The 19,641-nt window shown below is 46.5% G+C and carries 13 protein-coding genes; 10 read left to right on the top strand and 3 right to left on the bottom strand.

Annotated elements, in window-relative coordinates:
* Positions 1 to 54: 54 nt before the first annotated feature.
* From CLV42_RS22160 to CLV42_RS22145, 4 genes are all read left to right on the top strand, one after another.
* Positions 55 to 2,217, top strand: a complete 2,163-nt coding sequence (locus CLV42_RS22160) for a hypothetical protein (protein WP_106604112.1) — start codon at positions 55 to 57, stop codon at positions 2,215 to 2,217.
* A 60-nt stretch (positions 2,218 to 2,277) separates the two neighbouring features.
* Positions 2,278 to 3,408: a glycoside hydrolase family 88/105 protein gene (locus CLV42_RS22155; protein WP_106604111.1), complete on the top strand. Its 1,131-nt coding sequence runs from the start codon at positions 2,278 to 2,280 to the stop codon at positions 3,406 to 3,408.
* Between the two features lie 692 nt (positions 3,409 to 4,100).
* Positions 4,101 to 5,258, top strand: coding sequence for a PepSY-associated TM helix domain-containing protein (locus CLV42_RS22150; RefSeq protein ID WP_106604110.1), 1,158 nt, complete (start codon positions 4,101 to 4,103; stop codon positions 5,256 to 5,258).
* Between the two features lie 254 nt (positions 5,259 to 5,512).
* Positions 5,513 to 7,966: a glutaminase family protein gene (locus tag CLV42_RS22145; RefSeq protein WP_106604244.1), complete on the top strand. Its 2,454-nt coding sequence runs from the start codon at positions 5,513 to 5,515 to the stop codon at positions 7,964 to 7,966.
* A 554-nt stretch (positions 7,967 to 8,520) separates the two neighbouring features.
* Here CLV42_RS22145 and CLV42_RS22140 read toward each other — a convergent pair.
* A complete protein-coding gene (locus CLV42_RS22140) occupies positions 8,521 to 8,760 on the bottom strand; it encodes a hypothetical protein (protein WP_106604109.1) in 240 nt (79 codons plus the stop codon).
* A gap of 165 nt (positions 8,761 to 8,925) precedes the next feature.
* Here CLV42_RS22140 and CLV42_RS22135 point away from each other — a divergent pair, with 165 nt between their 5' ends.
* Entirely contained in the window at positions 8,926 to 10,386 is a 1,461-nt protein-coding gene (locus CLV42_RS22135; RefSeq protein ID WP_106604108.1) for a sialate O-acetylesterase, read from the top strand.
* Positions 10,387 to 10,644: 258 nt separating this feature from the next.
* On the top strand, positions 10,645 to 11,538 hold the full coding sequence (locus tag CLV42_RS22130) for a DMT family transporter (RefSeq protein WP_106604107.1): 894 nt from the start codon (positions 10,645 to 10,647) through the stop codon (positions 11,536 to 11,538).
* Here the strand turns inward: CLV42_RS22130 and CLV42_RS22125 are convergent.
* Positions 11,519 to 11,938: a hypothetical protein gene (locus CLV42_RS22125; protein ID WP_106604106.1), complete on the bottom strand. Its 420-nt coding sequence runs from the start codon at positions 11,936 to 11,938 to the stop codon at positions 11,519 to 11,521. The two genes, CLV42_RS22130 and CLV42_RS22125, sit on opposite strands and share 20 nt — an antisense overlap.
* A gap of 106 nt (positions 11,939 to 12,044) precedes the next feature.
* Complete coding sequence (locus CLV42_RS22120) at positions 12,045 to 12,287, bottom strand: hypothetical protein (RefSeq protein ID WP_143011554.1); 243 nt, start codon at positions 12,285 to 12,287, stop codon at positions 12,045 to 12,047.
* Between the two features lie 496 nt (positions 12,288 to 12,783).
* Here CLV42_RS22120 and CLV42_RS22115 point away from each other — a divergent pair, with 496 nt between their 5' ends.
* The 4 genes from CLV42_RS22115 to CLV42_RS22100 are packed head-to-tail and all read left to right on the top strand — an operon-like array spanning position 12,784 to position 19,619.
* The gene (locus CLV42_RS22115) at positions 12,784 to 13,383 is read left to right on the top strand and encodes an RNA polymerase sigma-70 factor (protein ID WP_106604104.1); all 600 of its coding nucleotides are present in this window, start codon (positions 12,784 to 12,786) and stop codon (positions 13,381 to 13,383) included.
* Between the two features lie 40 nt (positions 13,384 to 13,423).
* A complete protein-coding gene (locus CLV42_RS22110; protein WP_106604103.1) occupies positions 13,424 to 14,428 on the top strand; it encodes a FecR domain-containing protein in 1,005 nt (334 codons plus the stop codon).
* Positions 14,429 to 14,483: 55 nt separating this feature from the next.
* On the top strand, positions 14,484 to 17,972 hold the full coding sequence (locus tag CLV42_RS22105; protein ID WP_106604102.1) for a TonB-dependent receptor: 3,489 nt from the start codon (positions 14,484 to 14,486) through the stop codon (positions 17,970 to 17,972).
* Between the two features lie 24 nt (positions 17,973 to 17,996).
* Positions 17,997 to 19,619, top strand: coding sequence for a RagB/SusD family nutrient uptake outer membrane protein (locus CLV42_RS22100; protein ID WP_211303511.1), 1,623 nt, complete (start codon positions 17,997 to 17,999; stop codon positions 19,617 to 19,619).
* The last annotated feature ends 22 nt before the right edge of the window (positions 19,620 to 19,641 follow it).

The following is a 19,641-nucleotide window of genomic DNA, read 5'->3' as shown; positions in this document are numbered from 1 at the left end:
ATAATCCGTTTGCGCAGACGTTTCCATACATTTATTGAAATGTGTTCCACCATCATGAAGTACAGGATACAAAACCGGTTATACGCGCTTTTATTTTTTATGTTGCTGTTGCTCATCAGCTCCACTTCCCGGAGCCAGGAGCTCATCAACCGTATGGCCTTAGTGCAGCGGCATAATGTTGTCAATAATAAATTCGATTCGCTTTCTTCGCTGACCCTCGGCAACGGAGGTTTTGCTTTTACTGTAGATATTACCGGACTACAATCCTTTCCTGAAGCCTATAGCCAGGGCGTACCACTGGGCACACAATCCGAATGGGGATGGCATAGCTTTACCGATACAGCAGGCTACCGCTTTGAAGAAAGCCTCAAAACATATCACCTGAATAATCGCGATGTCACCTATGCGGTGCAATGGAATTCGCCCGAACGTAATAAACAGGCCTCAGACTGGTTCAGGCAGAATATGCACCGTTTGCAGCTGGGTAACATCGGCTTGCAGATATTACTGAAGAATGGGACTGCCTGCCACTTATCTGATATCAAAGATGTATCACAGGAACTGGATCTCTGGAATGGCGTGATCAAAAGCCGCTTCACAGTAGAAGGTAATCCGGTACAGGTATTAACCGTTGTACATCCTGAAACAGACCTCGTAGCAGTCAGGATCGAATCTCCTTTGCTGAAAGAAGGCAGGATAAAACTGGAAATCCGTTTCCCTTATCCCACCGGCACCTTTTCTGATGCCGGCGTGAACAGGGCATATCCTGAAAAACATGTATCCCGCGTTGTTGAAGTGGGACAGCGTGCTTTCACAATGGAACACAGCCTTGACAGAACACGTTATTTCCTGCAGGTAGGAGGCTCTGATGCGATGACACTCGCGCAACAGCAGCGGCATGATCATATCATCACACCAGTCACTACGACTACCCGTTTTGACTTTGATTTCCGCTTCAGCGAAGAGCGGCCCAATGCTATGCGCACCCTGCCTCCCTTTGAAACAGTACGCACCCTCAGCGAAGATCACTGGCTGCGTTTCTGGCAAACAGGAGCGGCAGTAGATTTCGTTGGAAGCACTGATCCCCGTGCATTTGAGCTGGAACGCAGGATCATCCTGTCACAATACCTGATGGCAGTACAATGCGCCGGCAACATGCCTCCACAGGAAACTGGACTGACCTACAACAGCTGGTTCGGTAAGCCCCACCTGGAAATGCACTGGTGGCATGCCGTTCACTTTGCCTTATGGAATCGCCCTGATATACTGGAGAAAAGCCTGCAGTGGTATGCTACTGTCGCTGGCAAAGCCAAAGCTATCGCAGAACGCCAGGGCTATGAAGGCATCCGCTGGCAGAAAATGACAGACCCGGAAGGCAATGAGAGCCCTTCTTCTGTAGGCGCTTTCCTCTTATGGCAACAGCCTCACTTCATCTATATGACGGAGCTGTTGTATCGTCATTACCACGACCATGGCACACTGAACAAGTATAAAGACCTGGTATTCGCTACTGCAGATTTCATGGCATCATTTGCAGCTTACGATAGTGCCACACATCGCTATATACTAGGCAAGGGAATGATCCCTGCACAGGAGCGCTTCAAACCCGAAAACACCTTCAACGCCACCTTCGAACTGGCTTACTGGCGCTGGGGACTCACAACCGCTCAGGAATGGCGTACCCGTCTGGGACTACCCCGCAATACCCGCTGGGACAATCTCCTGGACAGCCTGTCGCCGCTCCCACAAAAGGATGGTCTCTACCTGGCTGCTGAAAGCGCACCTGATTCATATACCAATCCGTCGTACATGACAGACCATCCTGCTGTATTGGGCGCTTTGGGTATGTTGCCCGCAGGGCCTTATGTTGACACTGCCGTTATGCACCGCACCTTCAACAAGATATGGACCTCCTGGAACTGGCAGGAAACCTGGGGCTGGGATTTCCCGCTCACCGCCATGACAGCCACCCGTCTTGGGCTGCCGGAGAAAGCAATAGAAGCCTTATTCATGCCCGTAAAGACCAACACCTGGCTCCCTAATGGGCATAACTACCAGGATGAACGTTTGCGGCTCTATCTGCCCGGCAATGGAGGGCTTCTGACAGCTGTCGCCTTGATGTGTGCCGGTTATGATGGTTGCACGGAGCCACTACCTGGTATTCCCGCCAATGGGAAGTGGCATGTGATGTGGGAAGGGCTGCACCCCATGCCCTGACAGGTGATGATGTGCGCGGGTATACCACGATTTATGATCATCCACGTAAAAACTATATACATGAAGATGCATCTTTTAGCCGCTACTGTCCTGCTGAGCCTCAGCAGTTATCTGCCTGCCCGGGCACAATCGCTGCCACCGAAGAAAGAAGTGCTGAAAACCCTCACCCTCGTTAACCGTTATTTCATGGAGAAATGGCCGGACGCCGGTAAGGAGATCGTACTGCACAAGACCTGGCCTTCAAATATCTGGACGAGGGCCGTCTATTACGAAGGACTCATGGCGCTCTACCAGATTGATCCGCAGAAAAGCTATTACGACTACGCCGTACAGTGGGGCGACAAACATCACTGGGGCCTTCGCGGTGGCATCACGACCCGCAACGCCGATAATCAGGCCTGTGGTCAGACTTACATTGACCTCTACCTCATAGATAAACAACCTGAGCGTATTCACGATATCAAGGCCTCTATCGACAGCATGTTAGCAACAGACGTTATCGACGACTGGGACTGGGTTGACGCTATTCAAATGGCAATGCCGGTAATGGCGCGCCTGGGAAAGTTATATAATGACACTGCCTATTTCCATCGCATGTACGAGATGTACGCGTTCACAAAATTCAGGCATGGCACCAATGGGCTTTACAATCAGCAGGAGCACCTCTGGTGGCGGGATAAGGACTTCGTACCTCCCTACAAAGAGCCTAATGGCGGCAACTGCTACTGGAGCCGTGGGAATGGTTGGGTATTAGCATCACTCGTTCGCACCATGGAATGGCTGCCGAAATCGTCTCCTTATTACAAGATCTACTTGCAGGATTTCAAAGACATGGCTGCGGCGATCATCAAACTGCAACGTGCGGATGGTTTCTGGAATGCCAGCTTGCATGATCCGACTAATTTCGGTGGTAAGGAGCTGACGGGAACTTCCTTGTTTGTGTATGGTATGGCATGGGGCGTCCGCCATGGGTATCTTGATAAGAAGGTGTATCAGCCGGTAGTTTTGAAGGCATGGCATGCTCTGGCAAAGGATTGTGTGCATGATAACGGCATGCTTGGTTACGTACAGAGTACGGGCAAGCAGCCGTCTGACGGGCAACCGGTGAGTTTTGACAAGATCCCTGATTTTGAGGATTATGGGTTGGGATGTTTCCTGCTGGCGGGAGCGGAGATCTATAAGAGTAAATAGTTTTTTCATGGTCATACGGAAAAGTAAGTATGGGCTGGCTGGCTGAGTTCTTTGAAGTTTTCTTGCTATGGGGCATTGGGAGGTCGTATTTAGCTTTTGGTTATTAATTAAACCCCTGGTGCAACGCTTCAGCTACTTCAAATAACTTAGGCCAGCCAGCTCCATCTTACTTTTCCTGATTCCACTGCTCCGCCAAGAGGTAGCGTTTCTGCAGGATTACCATTATATCGTTAACATTACCCATGGCCCATTAACATGGCCCTGGCTATTACCATACCCTACTTTTTATTTACCTTATTACGGAACTGGAATAATAGGCGGTCCATCCATACCATTTGACGTCTTCTCCTCCTCCTTCCCCACACCCGAAAACGGAAGGTGGTCTTTCTCCTGGCGGAGTACTTATACATAGGACGGTTTCAGGTGGAGACTGCTGGCCTAGGTTGTTTGAAGTAGGCCGACGCGTTGCACCAGGGGTTTAATAAACATCCCAAAGCCAAACCCCCGACCCCAAGCCCAATAGCAAGGAACTTCAAAGAACCCAGCCAGCGGTCCCACCTGAATAACCGTCCATTCGGCCCACCCCCACCCACCAACACTTCAGAAAAAATTCCGTTTTCGAGCAAACATTCATCATTATTTATAGCATTTTTATGCACACCTGGCCAACTCAGCCTGAAATGCGACTGCTTATGACTATTAAAAAACTCGTTGGTAAACTACACCTATGGCTCGGCTTCATCTCCGGTCTTGGCGTATTCATTATAGCCATTACTGGCTGTATACTCGCATTCCAGCAGGAAATAGAAAATGTAACGAAACCATATACATATACTGCGAGTCGTCCGGGAGTAGCACCATTACCGCCTTCAGTCTTAAAAGCGATCGCAGTTAAACAGGTTACCCATAAGCCACCGAATGGTATTAATTATCCCGGAAAGGATAAAAGTGCGTCCGTGATGTTCTATGGTGCTAATCCCGATTATTACTATCAGGTTTTCCTGGACCCATATACTGGTAAAGTGATCAAGGTGTGGAGTGAAGAAGGCGATTTCTTTCACTTCATATTACACGGGCACTATTACCTGTGGTTACCACCGGCGATAGGTCAGCCAGTTGTCGCTTCTGTGACACTGATTTTCTTTATCATGCTGATCACCGGTCTGGTATTATGGTGGCCGAAAAATAAAGCAGCAGCAAAACAGCGGTTCTCGGTAAAGTGGGATGCGAAATGGAAAAGGGTGAATTATGACCTGCACAATGTGCTGGGCTTTTATATCCTGACTATAGGCTTGCTGTTGGCTACTACCGGTCTTGTTTGGGGCTTCCAGTGGTTCAGCAAGGCCGTGTACTTCGCAACCTCAGGAGGGGAACATGTACCGGCAGCTACACCACCATTGTCAGATACTACGAAAACAGCGATGTATAAAACACCGGAAGACCTGGTATGGCAACAACTGCGGAAGAAAGCACCCGCAGATGCAGGTATCATGGTGTCTTATATATCAGATAAGATTGGGTCTATTGCCGGATCGATCAATTACAGGCCTGGCACCTACTATAAGATGGATATCCTCTACTTCGATCAGAATACATTGGCTGTACTACCCGCGAAAGGACCCTATATGGGCGAATACGGCAAAGCCAGCTTTGCAGACAAACTGCGGGATATGAACTATGATATCCACATCGGCGCTATTATCGGTTTACCGGGAAAAATTATTGTTTTCCTTGCCAGTCTCGTTTGTGCCAGTCTGCCCATTACTGGTGTATATATATGGTGGGGAAGAAGGCATAAGAAAATAAAAAAGAGTCCTGTAACACGCCCATCCTCCAAAATGACAGCATAGATAAAGTAAGCATCAAAATGATACAAACCGGAACAGGCTTCGTATCTGGAAAAAATAAGCGTAAAAACTACGTTTCCCGACAAAAAAATTATATTTTTCAGCGGTGAGCAGGGGTGAAGTGCTGTTAGTTTATTTAATCCACGGGTAATCATTTATAAAACAGGTCCATGAGTCTCAACAATTCTGCCATTGCCGCGGAGGTAGCGGTGTGTTTCCACGTTTTTAATAATCATCATATAAAGCTCCACAAAATCATGAAGAGAATTTTTGGTATTGCTGCCGTATTGCTGTCGCAACAGCTGTATGCGCAACAACAACAGGCGCCTGCCTATCCGCTGATCACACACGATCCTTATTTCAGTGTCTGGTCGGCAACAGATAAGCTGACGGCCTCTACTACACGTCACTGGACAGGTACACAACAGTCCCTGACAGGATTTGTAAAGGTAGATGGTGTTACCTATCGTGTATTAGGTGCACCCGGACATTCATACAGGGCGTTGGCAGCAACGGCTGATATAGAAGCTTACCAGGTACGTTATACGGAAACAGCACCTGCCATAGGATGGGAAGATCCTGCATTTAACGACGCCAGCTGGAAAACAGGTAAAGCGCCATTTGTAAAAGAAGAGAAAACGACGGGTACACCCTGGTTTACAGATGACGTTTGGGTACGCCGTACTTTCACAGTAGATGATCCTAACGTGGATAACCTGCTGTTAAAGATCAATCATGACGATAATGCGGAAGTATACCTGAACGGTGAACGCATTTATAGTTATGTGGGATGGTTAAATCATATGGAATACTTCCCCATCAGTGAAGAAGCGAGAAAGAAACTGCGTAAAGGCACCAATGTACTGGCCATGCATTGTACCAATACCAGGGGCGGCGCTTATCTTGATGGAGGTATTGTAACAGAAGAGAAAGATAAATGGACTGACAGGATCCAGCTGGCAGAACAGAAGAATGTAACACTGGAAGCTACACAGACCATCTATGACCTTACCTGTGGAAAGGTAGATGTAAAGTTGACTTTTACCTCTCCGCTGTTGCTGAAAGATCTTGATCTGATGTCTCGTCCGGTATCTTATGTATCATATAAGGTGAAAGCAAATGACGGACGTAAGCATAAAGTAGAAGTGTATTTCGGTGCATCTTCTGATCTCGCAGTAAATACATCGGCAGATGAAGTGACCGCACAGCAGTATACCAGTGAGGGCTTATCTATCCTGAAAACAGGTAGTGTAGCACAACCGGTGCTGACTAAGAAAGGAGATGACCTGCGTATTGACTGGGGATATCTTTATGTAGCGGTACCACGGTCTGCCGGCGCTTCGCAATACGTTACAAATGAAGGAGCAGCTGCGTCTTCATTTGCAGGTAAAGGTAAACATGAAACGCTTGACAGAGGCAGACAGCTGGTGCTGAATACATCCGTATCTCTTGGAAAAGTAGATGGTACTGAAAAGGAACAGGTGTTCCTGGTAGGATATGATGATATATATTCTATTCAATATTTTGAAGTAAATCTGAAGCCCTGGTGGAAAAAAGATGACAGCTATACGATAGAAAAAGAATTGAAGAAAGCGCAGGATGAGTATGCGTCTGTTATTAGCCGCTGCACTGCGTTTGACAAGGAGTTGTATGAGCTGGCAAAAACATCCGGAGGTGATAAATATGCAAAACTCTGTGTATTGGGATACCGTCAGAGTATTGCTGCACACAAGCTGGTGAAGAGCCCGCAGGGAGAGATCCTGTTCCTTTCAAAAGAGAATTTCAGTAATGGTTGTATCAACACAGTGGATGTAACGTATCCATCTGCACCACTGTACCTGGTGTACAATCCAGACCTGATGAAAGGAATGCTGAATGGTATTTTCTACTTCAGTGAAAGTGGTAAATATACACAGCCATATGCAGCGCATGACCTGGGAACATATCCGCTGGCGAACGGCCAGGCGTATGGAGAAGGGATGCCAGTAGAAGAATCCGGTAACATGATCATTCTGACTGCAGCAATTGCAAAAGCAGAGGGTAATGCGAATTATGCAAGACAACATTGGAAAACATTGACCACCTGGGCAGAATACCTGTTGAAAGAAGGTTTCGATCCGGCTAACCAATTGTGTACAGACGATTTCGCTGGTCACCTGGCAAGGAACGCAAACCTGTCTGTAAAAGCAATCGTAGGATTGGGCTGTTATGCAATGCTGGCGGATATGTTGGGCGATAAAGCAGCTGCACAGAAATACAGGACTGCAGCGACTGAGATGGTGCCAAAATGGATGCAGCTGGCGGAAGATGGTGATCACTATACGCTTGCATTTGAGAATAAAGGTACCTGGAGCCAGAAGTACAACCTGGTTTGGGATAAGGTGTTAAACCTGGGACTGTTCCCGAAAGCAGTATACCAGAAAGAAATAAAGTATTATCTGACCCAACAGCTAACATATGGACTGCCATTGGATAGCCGTAAAAATTACACTAAATCCGACTGGATATTGTGGACTGCGGCACTCACGGACAATCAGGCGGATTTCGCTGCCCTGGTGGATCCTGTGTATAAATACGCGCAGGAAACACCTTCACGTGTGCCGATAAGCGACTGGCATGAAACCGGTGATGGAAAGATGGTAGGTTTTCAGGCAAGAAGTGTAGTAGGTGGATATTTTATGCAGATACTGGCTGGTTCTCTAAAGAAATAATTTTATAGCTGATCGGCTGAAATGCAATGGGGTGGCTCTTCTACAGGGAGCTACCCCATTCTTTTTTTAGTGTAGTAATCCTACTACAAAACAATAGAAAACCGGATCATATATTTGTATCAGCAACAATGAAATTTGCTTCTGTCCTATACAAATAAAAAAGGCCCCACCCTTTCCCTATTAAATAAATAACGTAAGAGAATTTCTTATTCACGATATTATACTTGATATGTTATCGCATAGAAAGTAAAGAACTTGGTTTTTATTAGGATATGGTTAGAAAGGGTTGTCATTCTTGACGACCTTTACTTTTTTATATAAAAAGAGCCTGCAAATACATCTTTGCAGGCTCTTACTTTTTTGGGAAATGGATAATGAGGTTAGTACTTATAATGGATGTTTCCCTTGGGGACAATGAATGCGTGGGGAGGCACAATGAATGAAAACCCTGGGGGAAACAATGAACGATGGGGTTTGAATGGATGCGGGGTAATGGATGAATGGGGTACGATGAATGAATGATCGAATAGATCCGGGGTTTCGTGGATGAAAGATCAGTTTTCGCTGAATTCACTGAAGAAGCGGCGCGCTACATGTTTGAACCTGTTCACATCTTCTTCGTCTTCCAGTTGTATTTCAGGATGATTTGTTGTCGATTGATAATATTTTAACGCAGCAGACGCTATGTCCATATTGCCACTGGCATCAGCAGTAGCTTTGATATAACGGCTATTGCTATTTAAGTAGTGCAATGCTTTTATATCGAAATCGAGTGTGATGATACCGTTTATCATAATAGTATTGTTTTATACAAAGTGCATATAAAAATTTCGTGCCAAAAAAACGGACGCCCATGAAAAGACCAATAAAAGCCTTTACATAGGATACTTTGTAAGGAAGTTATTGCGCATCTATTCCCCATTTTGTACCTTGATCAGCGGAATAAAAATTATGTTTTCATGCAACTGACCACGTTATTAAAACCATTGCTGACAGGACTACTGTCATGCACTCTTATCCTGAATAGTTATGCCGATGTTCGTTTGCCCGCTTTGGTCGGTAGCAACATGGTGCTACAGCGTAACAAATCATTGAATATATGGGGATGGGCTGACAAGGGGGAAAAGGTGACCGTTACCTTCCGCAATGTTACTTTTACTGCCATTACAGCAGCAAACGGACAATGGAAAGTAAAGCTGCCTGCCCAAATAGCAGGAGGCCCCTATACAATGACCGTATCCGGACATAACACGATAAAACTGGACAATATCCTGGTAGGAGATGTATGGGTGGCATCGGGTCAGTCCAATATGGAGATGCCGGTTAAAGGATGGGGAAAGGTGCTGAATTATGAGCAGGAAATCGCTGCCGCGAATTACCCTCAGATCCGGTTTTTCCAGGCGAAACATGTTACCAGTACCGCTCCGAAGGATGATATTACTCCATGGGACGGAAACTGGCAGGTCTGCTCTCCGCAGAGCGTACCGGAGTTTTCTTCTGTCGGTTATTTCTTTGCAAGGGAGATATATGGACATGAGCATATACCCATAGGCGTTATCCACAGCTCCTGGGGAGGAACGGTAGCAGAAGCGTGGACCAGTGAGGAATCGTTGAAGACAATGCCCGCTTTCGCAGATACTGCCAAAGCGTATGCACAGCTGACACCACCACAGTCGCCATCCAATCCCAATAAGCCCACCCTCCTCTATAATGCAATGATCCATCCTTTATTGCCTTATGCTATCCGTGGGGTGATCTGGTACCAGGGAGAAGCTAACGCTGGCAGAGCGTACCAATACAGGGAATTATTTCCACTGATGATCAAAGACTGGCGCAAACAATGGAAAATCGGCGACTTCCCGTTCTTCTTTGTGCAGCTGGCCAACTTTACGGAGAAAAAGGAACAACCTGTGGAATCTGATTGGGCAGAACTGCGTGAAGCACAATTAATGACACTGTCTGTGCCGAATACGGGCATGGCTTCCGCTATTGATATCGGGGATGACAAAGACATTCATCCGAAGAATAAACAGGAAGTCGCCCGCCGCCTGTCGCTTATTGCAAGGGCAAAGGTATATGGGGAGAAGATACCGTATTCTGGTCCCATTTATCAATTGAAAACGATTGCGGGAAACAAGGTGTATATCGCTTTTAATCATAAAGACGATGGATTGGTGGTAAAAGGTGGCGGCAAACTGAAAGGCTTTGAGATAGCTGGTGCAGATCAGAAATTCCATTGGGCAGAAGCCAGCATCGTTGGTGACCGTATAATGGTAACAAGTCCTGAAGTGGAAAAACCGGTAGCAGTACGTTACAACTGGTCGAATAATCCCAGCGGCAATTTGTATAATGGGGCAGGTTTACCCGCCAGCCCTTTCCGTACAGACGATTTCCATGGGGTGACTTACGGTAAGCAATAATCCGCTCAACGCTACGAAATATAATGATAACAGCCACCGGTAGTTTTGATTGTGATCACAACTTTCAACACTGCCGGTAGCTGTTTCCTTTTCTGATGCTTTCTATACGAAATCGACATCATTGCTTCTTCTCTCCATCTTCTCTGCGTATTCTCTGCTAGTTCTCTGCTTCTTCTCTCACGCTTTTTTGTTAAAATAACATCAGGAATTACCTACTTTTATACCCGTTTATAAATGTACAAACCGACAGGAATAATAATGCGCCAGCTCGTATCAGGTCTTCTCTTTGCTTTACTGTGGGCATCAGCAGCCGTTGCCACAAAATTTGGTATTAAGGCAGCAGATCCACTGATCCTCGCCAATGTCAGGTTCTTCCTGGCAGGAGGAGGGATGCTGCTCTACGCTTATCTGATCAGAAAAGGGCAGCATGCATTACCAAAAGGGAAGGAGTGGCTGCACCTGATCGTGTTCGGTTGCCTGAATACCACCGTTTACCTGGGTTGCTTTGTGATCGCTATGAAAACGGTATCTGCCGGTATCGGGAGTCTGGCTACCGCCACTAATCCACTATTTATTATGATCATCTCTGCCTTATGGTTAAAGCGGCCATTGAAGTGGTACGAGGTGACCGGTATGTTCCTCGGTATGGCAGGTGTGGCGATGGCTACCTATCCGCTACTGCTGGATAGTCATGCGACGGTAGGTGGTGTAGTGATCTTGCTGCTGGGAATGTTTTCTGTATCTGTGGCCACAGTGTACTATGCCCGGATCAACTGGCGGCTTTCCAGTCTTGTAATAAACGGCTGGCAGGTATTCCTGGGAGGGCTGTTGTTTGTGCCCATTACGGCGCTCTTTGCTAATTTCGAAGCGTCCCGTTTAGATACACAGTTCTGGCTTTCCGTTGGCTGGCTGATACTACCAGTATCCGTAGTGGCTTTACAGTTATGGTTCTATCTTGTGCGTAAAGATGCTGTCCGGGCATCTCTCTGGTTGTTCCTATGCCCGGTATTTGGCTTCCTGTACTCCTGGATGCTCCTGAATGAGCCCATCACCTGGTATACCTTTGCAGGCACCATACTGGTGATTGGCGGGCTTTATCTGGCCCAGCAGGAGAAGTTCAGAAAACAATCTGCTATTCCTCAAAATCAATAGACTTGATCTTATTGGCCAGGTTATCGATGCTTTGCAGCTCGATCTCCCGCATTTTCTTCTTCAGCATTGCTGCTTCCTTTTCAGATATTATCCCGTTCTGAAGGGCATTTTCTATTTTCTGCAGAAGTAGTTTCTTAGACCTTTCTATTTTCTTGACTTTGAAATATGCATTAGACTTCCGGGAAATAAATTTCCAGAACAGAGACAATACAATGGACACGCTGGGCGCCACGATGACCAGCCATGATTTTAAAGGATAAGCATCTGGTAGATTGTTGGCTAGCAGCACCAGTAAGGTACCACCTCCTGCGCCGGCTATGCTGGCTGATGTCGAAGTCGGTTGCTGGGTATTGGAAGATTGCGTGGATGGGTTAGCAACCAGTGAATTTTCTTGTTCCAACGAATGAAAATGGTTTTATAGGATAATAGTTATGGATAATAAAATATAGTGGATGATGGTATTTTGACCAGGCGATAGTGATAAGGTGAAACTGAAGTGATGAAAACTATTTCCCTAATAATACATCGAGGGTACGGAGTATCTGTTGTGTATCATTCTGTTTTTCGAGATCAAGCACTACAACATGTCCTGATTTGTCTTCTACCACCAACGCTTTTGGCGGATATCTACGGATTCTCTTGAGTCTGGCTGTTTCCCTGGAAGCGCGCAGCAGCGTCATGGCCAAAGATGACAGCGAAGCGAACACCGCAATAATCACCAATATCGTCGTAAATGTAGATGACATCATATCTGATATGATTTTCTGGTTTTAGTCATAGCTATTAAAATTACGCATTTTCTGTCACAAAAACACTTAAAAGTTCTTTTATATATAGTTATGAAGCGATTTAAAATTATTCCTAATCCGACATACCCCAAATATTTTTTTTACTCCTGTAAGTAGTTTTTTGGAATCGCCTGTCTTAGAATAGGTACCGGATCAATTTCCGGACCAGCCGGCAATACAGACTGGAAGGGAGCATCACAGAAGGAACTGGGAATCACACGCGTTAGGAACTGATAACAAAAATTTTTTAAGCCCATTGAGTACTATGCCTTCCGGAAAACTGAATTGGTTTTGAAAATAACGTTGTGAAAACTGATAAGATCTTGATCGGGTATGCTATGAAGTTATCTTGATAAGGTTAATTTAGGACTATACCAACACAATAGGGGTACAAATTCCGCGATAATCATCCTTATATTTACCTCCGAGGGGACTTGTAAATGAAGCTCAGCGCAGTATGAGTAACAATGAGAACATCAGAAACTGGCAACGGCAGATTGCATGTGACGGCGATGAAAAGGCTTTTTCAGAGCTGTTCCGGCATTTCTATGACCGCCTGTTATATTTCGCTATCCAATACGTTTATACCCGTGAAGCTGCAGAAGAGATCGTCTCAGATGTCTTTGTGAAGATCTGGAACCGGCGGGACGAACTGGAAAAGGTGGCCAACCTGGAAGTGTACCTTTTTGTGGCTGTCAAAAATCAGTCGCTGAATTACCTGGAACAATATTCCTCCCTGCGAATCACACCCTTGAACGACGAATCCGGACTTTCTCAGCTGACTAATTCCGTGGACCCTGAACGTACCATGGAATGGAAAGAGATCCTCTTTAAAATGGATCAGGAAGTGGGCAAGTTGCCGGATCAGTGCCGCCGTGTATTTAAACTGATCAAGGAAGAAGGGTTTAAGTATAAAGATGTAGCAGAAATCCTCAATATTTCTCCACGCACTGTAGAAACACAATTGTTCCGCGCCATGAAGCGCCTCAATGAAGTAATAGGACCTTACGTTGCCAACAGGCTGAAAACAAAAAATAAAAAACCAGATTCCCTGTAAGTAGTTTTTTCATTCTCCCGGTCCTTCTATTACAACACGTATGATAGACGAAGAATTATTTACCACGTTAGCCGCCAGGAAACTGGCAGGAGAAGCTACCAAAGCAGAACAGCAGGAGCTTGAAAGGATGTTGCAGGAATATCCTGAACTCCGTGAACGCTACCAGCTGCTGCAACAGTACTTCACAGTATCGGCATATCACTCTTCTGCCGAAACAGAACAGGCATTACAACGTACCATGTCCAGGATCAGTATCAATACAACGCCTGTAAAAAGGATGTTCCCCTGGAAATGGATCGGTGTGGCCGCTGCCGCCGTATTAATCACTGCTGTTGCCGTTGTGGTACTCAGGCCCAAACAACAGCAGGCGGAAGTGGCCAGGCTGATGGAACGACAGAATGGTAAGGCTACCAAAGCAACGATAGAACTGGCCGATGGCAGTAAGATCTGGCTGAATGCAGACAGTAAACTTTCCTATCCGGAAGTGTTCAACGGTGCTACGCGCGAAGTGTATCTCAGTGGTGAAGCCTTCTTTGATATTGCCGCCAATCCGAAGAAACCGTTCATTGTACACCTTTCTTCCGGCGCCATCCACGTGCTCGGAACTTCCTTCAACATCCGCGCCTATGAAAATGAAGCGGTGCAAACATCTGTCAAAACAGGTAAGGTAGCATTCATCCCCGTTGTAGCAGCGGGACGAAAACCCGACACCATCTATATCACACCGGATGAAAAAGTGACCTACACTAAAGCTGTCGCTGATAATAAAGAAGACGCAGTTGTAAGGGAAATAACATCCGCAGAAGATGATAAAGCCTGGACAGAAGGACGGCTGGTATTCCGCGATAAAACGCTGGAAGAGATAGCCTCCGAACTGGAAAGAACATTTGGCAAGAGGGTAAGCTTTGACGGTGATGCACCACGGCATTACAGGCTTACAGGCTCTTTCCAGGACAATAGCCTGCAGGACATCATGTATTATCTTGCCAGGTCGAAAGCGTTCCACTATACCATCACCGACAGTACTTTGCTGATCACAGAATAATAGTTCACGTTACATATTTAATCAATCAAATCAATCATTCACAAACAGCTGCGTTATGAAAGAAAGACCGCTACCCATGCGTTTTTCGGGAATTTTCCGCTCGTTGTTCCTGCCGCTTTTTGTCTGCATGGCGTTATTGAACATGCTGGACCTGAAGGCGCAGAGTGCATTTGCTGCTGAAGCAAATCACCCTGCATATGGACAGGGACAACAGGTAAGGGACACAGAGATCCCACTTGAAAACCGTATCAGTCTCCAGGTAAGCAATGAACTGCTCGGGCAGGTACTCGAAAAAATCGAAAAACAGACACCCTATGTGTTTGTCTATTCAAATGATGAAATTAAAGCAGCACAGAAGATCTCCCTGTCTGTAAAAGACAAGAAACTGGGAGAAGTGCTGGAAATGGTGCTGTCGCCACTGGATATTAAATTTGAAATGATCAATAACAAGATCATTCTGCGCCAGGCGACCACTACTCCTACACAGCAGGCTGATATCACGATCAATGGCCGGATCGTTGACAATAAGGGAGAAGGTATCCCGAATGTGAATGTTCGTTTGCAGGGTTCCAGTGTTGGCACCACTTCAAATGATCAGGGTTTTTTTACGCTAAAGATCCCAGCTGGGCAAGCCAATGGTACCTTGGTTTGCTCTTCCGTTGGTTACATCCCATCGGAAGTAGGGATCAGCGGAAGAACTAATATTACCATAATGCTCACCGCCGACTCTAAGGACCTCGGAGAGGTGGTGATTACCGCTTATGGTTCACAAAAGAAAACGCAGGTAACGGCGGCTATCAATACGATCTCCACTAAAGATATTGAGGGCCGTCCTGTTGCCAATATGTTCCAGGCTTTGCAGGGAACGGCGCCCAACCTGATACTCCAGCAGAACAACGCGGAGCCGGGTGCACAGATGGTGCTCAACATCCGTGGGGTGGGCAGTCTCACCGGCAATGCACCGCTCATTATCATTGATGGTGTGCAGGCTGGCCGTGATGGTTTACAGAACCTGAATCCATACGATGTGGAAAGCATCTCCGTATTGAAAGATGCGGCTTCTTCCGCTATCTATGGTTCTCAGGCTGCCAACGGTGTTGTATACATCACCACCAAAAGAGGCTCCAAAGACGAGAAACCAAGTGTGACCTACAACGGTATGTACGGTTGGCAAACGCCTACCACACTGCCTCAGAACGTGGAAGCATGGGAATACATGACGCTGAAGAATGAAGCACTGGTAAACTCTGGTAAAACACCTCAGTTCTCTCCCGACGACATCAACTACTGGCATAAACGCGGTTCTGAGCCTGCCTACCTGAAGGAAATGCTGCGCGACTATACGCCTATGCAGAACCATAGTCTCAGCATGACAGGCGGCGGCAAATCCAGCAGCTACCTCGTTTCACTGGGATATGTGAACCAGGGCAATATGTTGCAGAATTCCTATGTAGACGAAAAGTTCTACTACAAGCGCTATAACGCCAGGGCTAACCTCGCAGTGGATGTAAGCAAATATGTAAAAGTAAATGTGAACCTCGCCTATACCAAAGGTATCAAGCGCAGGCAACAGGCAGATATGGGTATTCTGATCAGGGATGCTATCCGTACGCCACGCATCTATCCTGTACTGGATTCACTCGGCAATTTTGTAGTGCCGTCGCTGAACAGTAATAACGTCATTGCGCAGCTGAAATACCAGGGTTTCAACAAGGAAGAAAAAGACAACCTGCTGGGTGGTCTGGACGTTACCATTACACCGGTAAAGCATTTCAAACTTAATTTCAATGCCTCCGGTACTTACACGATCACTAACCAGACAGACCGCCAGAACAAATATTCTTACGCTCCTTATTATACTACGGCAAATCCTCCATTGTACAACAAGATGTACGAATATGAATTCAAAGATCTTGCCTCCAATGTATATGCTACAGCAGAGTATGAAAATACTTTCGGCAAACATTATGTGAAAGCACAGGTGGGCGGCCGTAGCGATGCTATCAATGAAGAGTATGGACTGAAGGCCAGCCGTTATGGCACTACCAACCTGGACCAGGATTGGTCTATCGGTGGTGGATATATTCCTAAACCGGATGGTACATTCGACTATGCTAACATCGGTACTTACAATGAATTCGTCAATCCTAACCTGTATGCACTGAACTCTCTTTTCGGAAGAGTGAACTATGCCTACAACGATAAATATCTCGCGGAATTTACCTGGCGTTATGATGGTTCTTCCAAACTGGCTCCCGGTCATCGCTGGCAGTTCTTCCCGGCTTTCTCACTGGGTTGGAGGATCACCGATGAGGCATTCTTCGAAGATTTCAAGGAGAAGTATGGTAACGTGAAGTTTCGTTATTCCTGGGGACAGGTGGGTAACTCCAACATCGGCGGTTTCAACTACCTGGCCAGGGTAACCCTGAACACCGGTAAATATCCTTTCAACAATACGCCTAACACCGGCGCCGATTTCTCCGCTTACAATGAAACATTGCAGTGGGAGATCTCTACGATGAGTAACTATGGTGTGGATGTAGATCTCTTTAATAACAAGGTCTCTGCATCTTTCGACTATTTCAATAAGAATACAAATGGTATCTACCTGTTCCAGGTAGTACCCGGTACCGCTGGTATCGGCTCTTCTCTGCAGAACGTTGGTAAGGTACAGAACAAAGGCTGGGAGCTTACAGTGTCTTATCATGCAAAAACAGGAAGTGTGAATCACACTATCTCTGGTAATCTGTCCGATAACCTGAATAAGGTAGTGAAATATGGAGAGCAGTCCGTACAGGGTTCTGACTTCAGCTTCATCATCAAAGAAGGCTTCCCGATCGCTTCTTACTATGGTTACAAATCAAACGGTCTGTACCAGAACCTGGACGATATCAAGAGCGCACCTAAAGTACCTTTTGCCTACAACCAACAGGTAATGCCGGGTGATATCCGTTACATTGACCGTAATGGTGATGGCACTATTGACGCAGATGACCGTTATGTATTTGGTAATCCATTCCCCCGTTACACTTTCGGATTTAGCTATGCTGCTAACTGGAAGAACTGGGATTTCTCCATGTTTTGGCAGGGTGTGGGTAAGAGAACGCAGTTCCTGCGTGGTGATATCGTAGAAGCATTCCACAATAATGAGGACCATGCTTTCGAACAGCACCTGGATCGCTGGACGCCTACCAATCCCAATGCTTCCTATCCGAGGCTGACGATCGGTACTGCTGACGCCAACAACTTTGCGTATTCCGACTACTGGTTGTTCGATACCAAATACCTGCGTTTAAAGAACCTGCAGTTTGGTTATACACTGCCCCGTAGTGTAAGCCAGACGCTGCATATCCAGAGCGCAAGGGTGTATTTCACCAGCCAGAACCTGCTGACATTCACTCCCCGTCGTTTCCGCGATCTGGGAGTGGACCCGGAATTCACACAGTTTGATGATAAACTGTCCTTTACCAACTATAACGCTATCGCAGGACGTAGTTATCCAAATGCAGCTACTTTCTCATTTGGTCTGGATCTGAAATTCTGATAATAGTGTTCAATGTTCATTAGTATGAAGAAATTATTATTGCCAATACTTTGCGCCGTTGTGCTGTTCTCCTGCCGTAAGCTGGACCAGCCAATCACGCGCGACTATACAGACGCCGCCTACTGGCGGACGGCTGATGATGCACTGGCAGCGCTCGCCAGCTGTTATGAGAACCTGTCTGACGATAGTTATTATTTCGGAGACGAAGCGCTCAGCGATAACGGTTTTGTAAACGGTATCGGGTACAAAGCTGTGTCCACTATTGCGGCCGGTGCATATGATCCATCCAATCAGCGCCTGACAGAAGAGTGGAAATACCGCTTCACCTGCATCCGCAAGTGTAATATCGTAACTACAAACATCGACAGGGTACCGGCCATGGACTCCACGCTGAAACACCGCATTCTGGCGGAGGCAAGGTTCATCCGTGCATACGCTTATTTCCAGCTGGTAAGCTGGTTTGGAGATGTACCTTTCTACACCAACCTGATCACCATCGATGAATCTAAAAGCATCTCCCGCACAGATAAAAATCAGGTGCTTGACTTTGTCCAGTCTGAACTGACGGCTATCCGTCCTGACCTGCCGGTAAATAATTATACCGGTGCTAATGGAGGATACCAGGAAAAAGACAAGGGCCGCATTACCCGTGGCGCTGCTATTGCCCTGAGTGCACGGGTACATATGTTCAAAAGCGAATGGCAGGGTGCTATCAATGATTGTGAGTTGCTGATCAACAGCAGCAACAACGGTACCTATGCCTTGCAGAACAATTACAGCAACATCTTCACCACTGCCAACGAGTACAACAGTGAAGTGATCTTCGACATACAATATGGTGGTGGCCGTACCCATGGCTCCCAACGTAATTTCCTGCCGCAGACGGTAGCGTTGCTGAGAAGCACGCTGGTACCTACGCAGGATCTTGTGGATGACTATATCATGCTGAACGGAAAGGGTATCAAAGAAGCGGGATCTGGTTATAACGAGAACGATCCTTACACAAACAGGGATCCGCGTTTTAATGCGACCATCCTGCATGATGGTTCCACCATCACAGACTTTGATGGCAAGGTGCAGACTATCCTGACCAAGCCAGGCTCTAATCCTGCCACCAACAGTGTAGATGATCAGGGTGCTTCTCCTACCGGTTATTATTTCTACAAATATTATGACCGTACTGCTACCAACTACAGCTCAGGATTAAACCTCATCGTGATCCGTTATGCTGATGTGCTGCTGATGTACGCAGAAGCTAAGAATGAGCTGAGCCAGTTGGATGCAGGTGTATGGAACCAGACTATCCGTGCTTTACGTGCAAGGGCAGGCTTTAATGATGCTGGTGCACTGGAATTTCCGGGTGTGGCACAGGATGCACTACGTACCATCGTACGTCGCGAAAGAAGGGCTGAACTGGCATTCGAAGGCGTACGCGCACAGGACATCCGTCGCTGGAAGATCGCTGATCAGGTAATGAGCAAACCTGTAAGAGGTATCAAAGTATCCGGAGGGTCATTCAGAAAAGATGCCAACGGCTATATCATCGTGGAAGACAGGACCTTTATCAATCCGAAACACTACCTGTGGCCGGTGCCCACGTTTGAACGCGATCAGAACACAAATCTTGGTCAGAACCAGGATTGGTAACATTCCACATTAATATTTTTCA

The organism is Chitinophaga ginsengisoli (assembly GCF_003014595.1).
Lineage (GTDB): Bacteria > Bacteroidota > Bacteroidia > Chitinophagales > Chitinophagaceae > Chitinophaga > Chitinophaga ginsengisoli.
The sequence above is the reverse complement of the archived record's forward strand: the minus strand, read 5'-3'. Positions and strand labels throughout refer to the sequence as shown.

Excerpts from the sequence above, each read along its gene's own strand:
- CLV42_RS22160 (WP_106604112.1), top strand. The coding sequence starts at position 55 with ATGAAGTACAGGATACAAAACCGGTTATACGCGCTTTTATTTTTTATG.
- CLV42_RS22155 (WP_106604111.1), top strand. The coding sequence starts at position 2,278 with ATGAAGATGCATCTTTTAGCCGCTACTGTCCTGCTGAGCCTCAGCAGT.
- CLV42_RS22150 (WP_106604110.1), top strand. The coding sequence starts at position 4,101 with ATGACTATTAAAAAACTCGTTGGTAAACTACACCTATGGCTCGGCTTC.
- CLV42_RS22145 (WP_106604244.1), top strand. The coding sequence starts at position 5,513 with ATGAAGAGAATTTTTGGTATTGCTGCCGTATTGCTGTCGCAACAGCTG.
- CLV42_RS22140 (WP_106604109.1), bottom strand. The coding sequence starts at position 8,760 with ATGATAAACGGTATCATCACACTCGATTTCGATATAAAAGCATTGCAC.
- CLV42_RS22135 (WP_106604108.1), top strand. The coding sequence starts at position 8,926 with ATGCAACTGACCACGTTATTAAAACCATTGCTGACAGGACTACTGTCA.
- CLV42_RS22130 (WP_106604107.1), top strand. The coding sequence starts at position 10,645 with ATGCGCCAGCTCGTATCAGGTCTTCTCTTTGCTTTACTGTGGGCATCA.
- CLV42_RS22120 (WP_143011554.1), bottom strand. The coding sequence starts at position 12,287 with ATGATGTCATCTACATTTACGACGATATTGGTGATTATTGCGGTGTTC.
- CLV42_RS22115 (WP_106604104.1), top strand. The coding sequence starts at position 12,784 with ATGAGTAACAATGAGAACATCAGAAACTGGCAACGGCAGATTGCATGT.
- CLV42_RS22110 (WP_106604103.1), top strand. The coding sequence starts at position 13,424 with ATGATAGACGAAGAATTATTTACCACGTTAGCCGCCAGGAAACTGGCA.
- CLV42_RS22105 (WP_106604102.1), top strand. The coding sequence starts at position 14,484 with ATGAAAGAAAGACCGCTACCCATGCGTTTTTCGGGAATTTTCCGCTCG.
- CLV42_RS22100 (WP_211303511.1), top strand. The coding sequence starts at position 17,997 with ATGAAGAAATTATTATTGCCAATACTTTGCGCCGTTGTGCTGTTCTCC.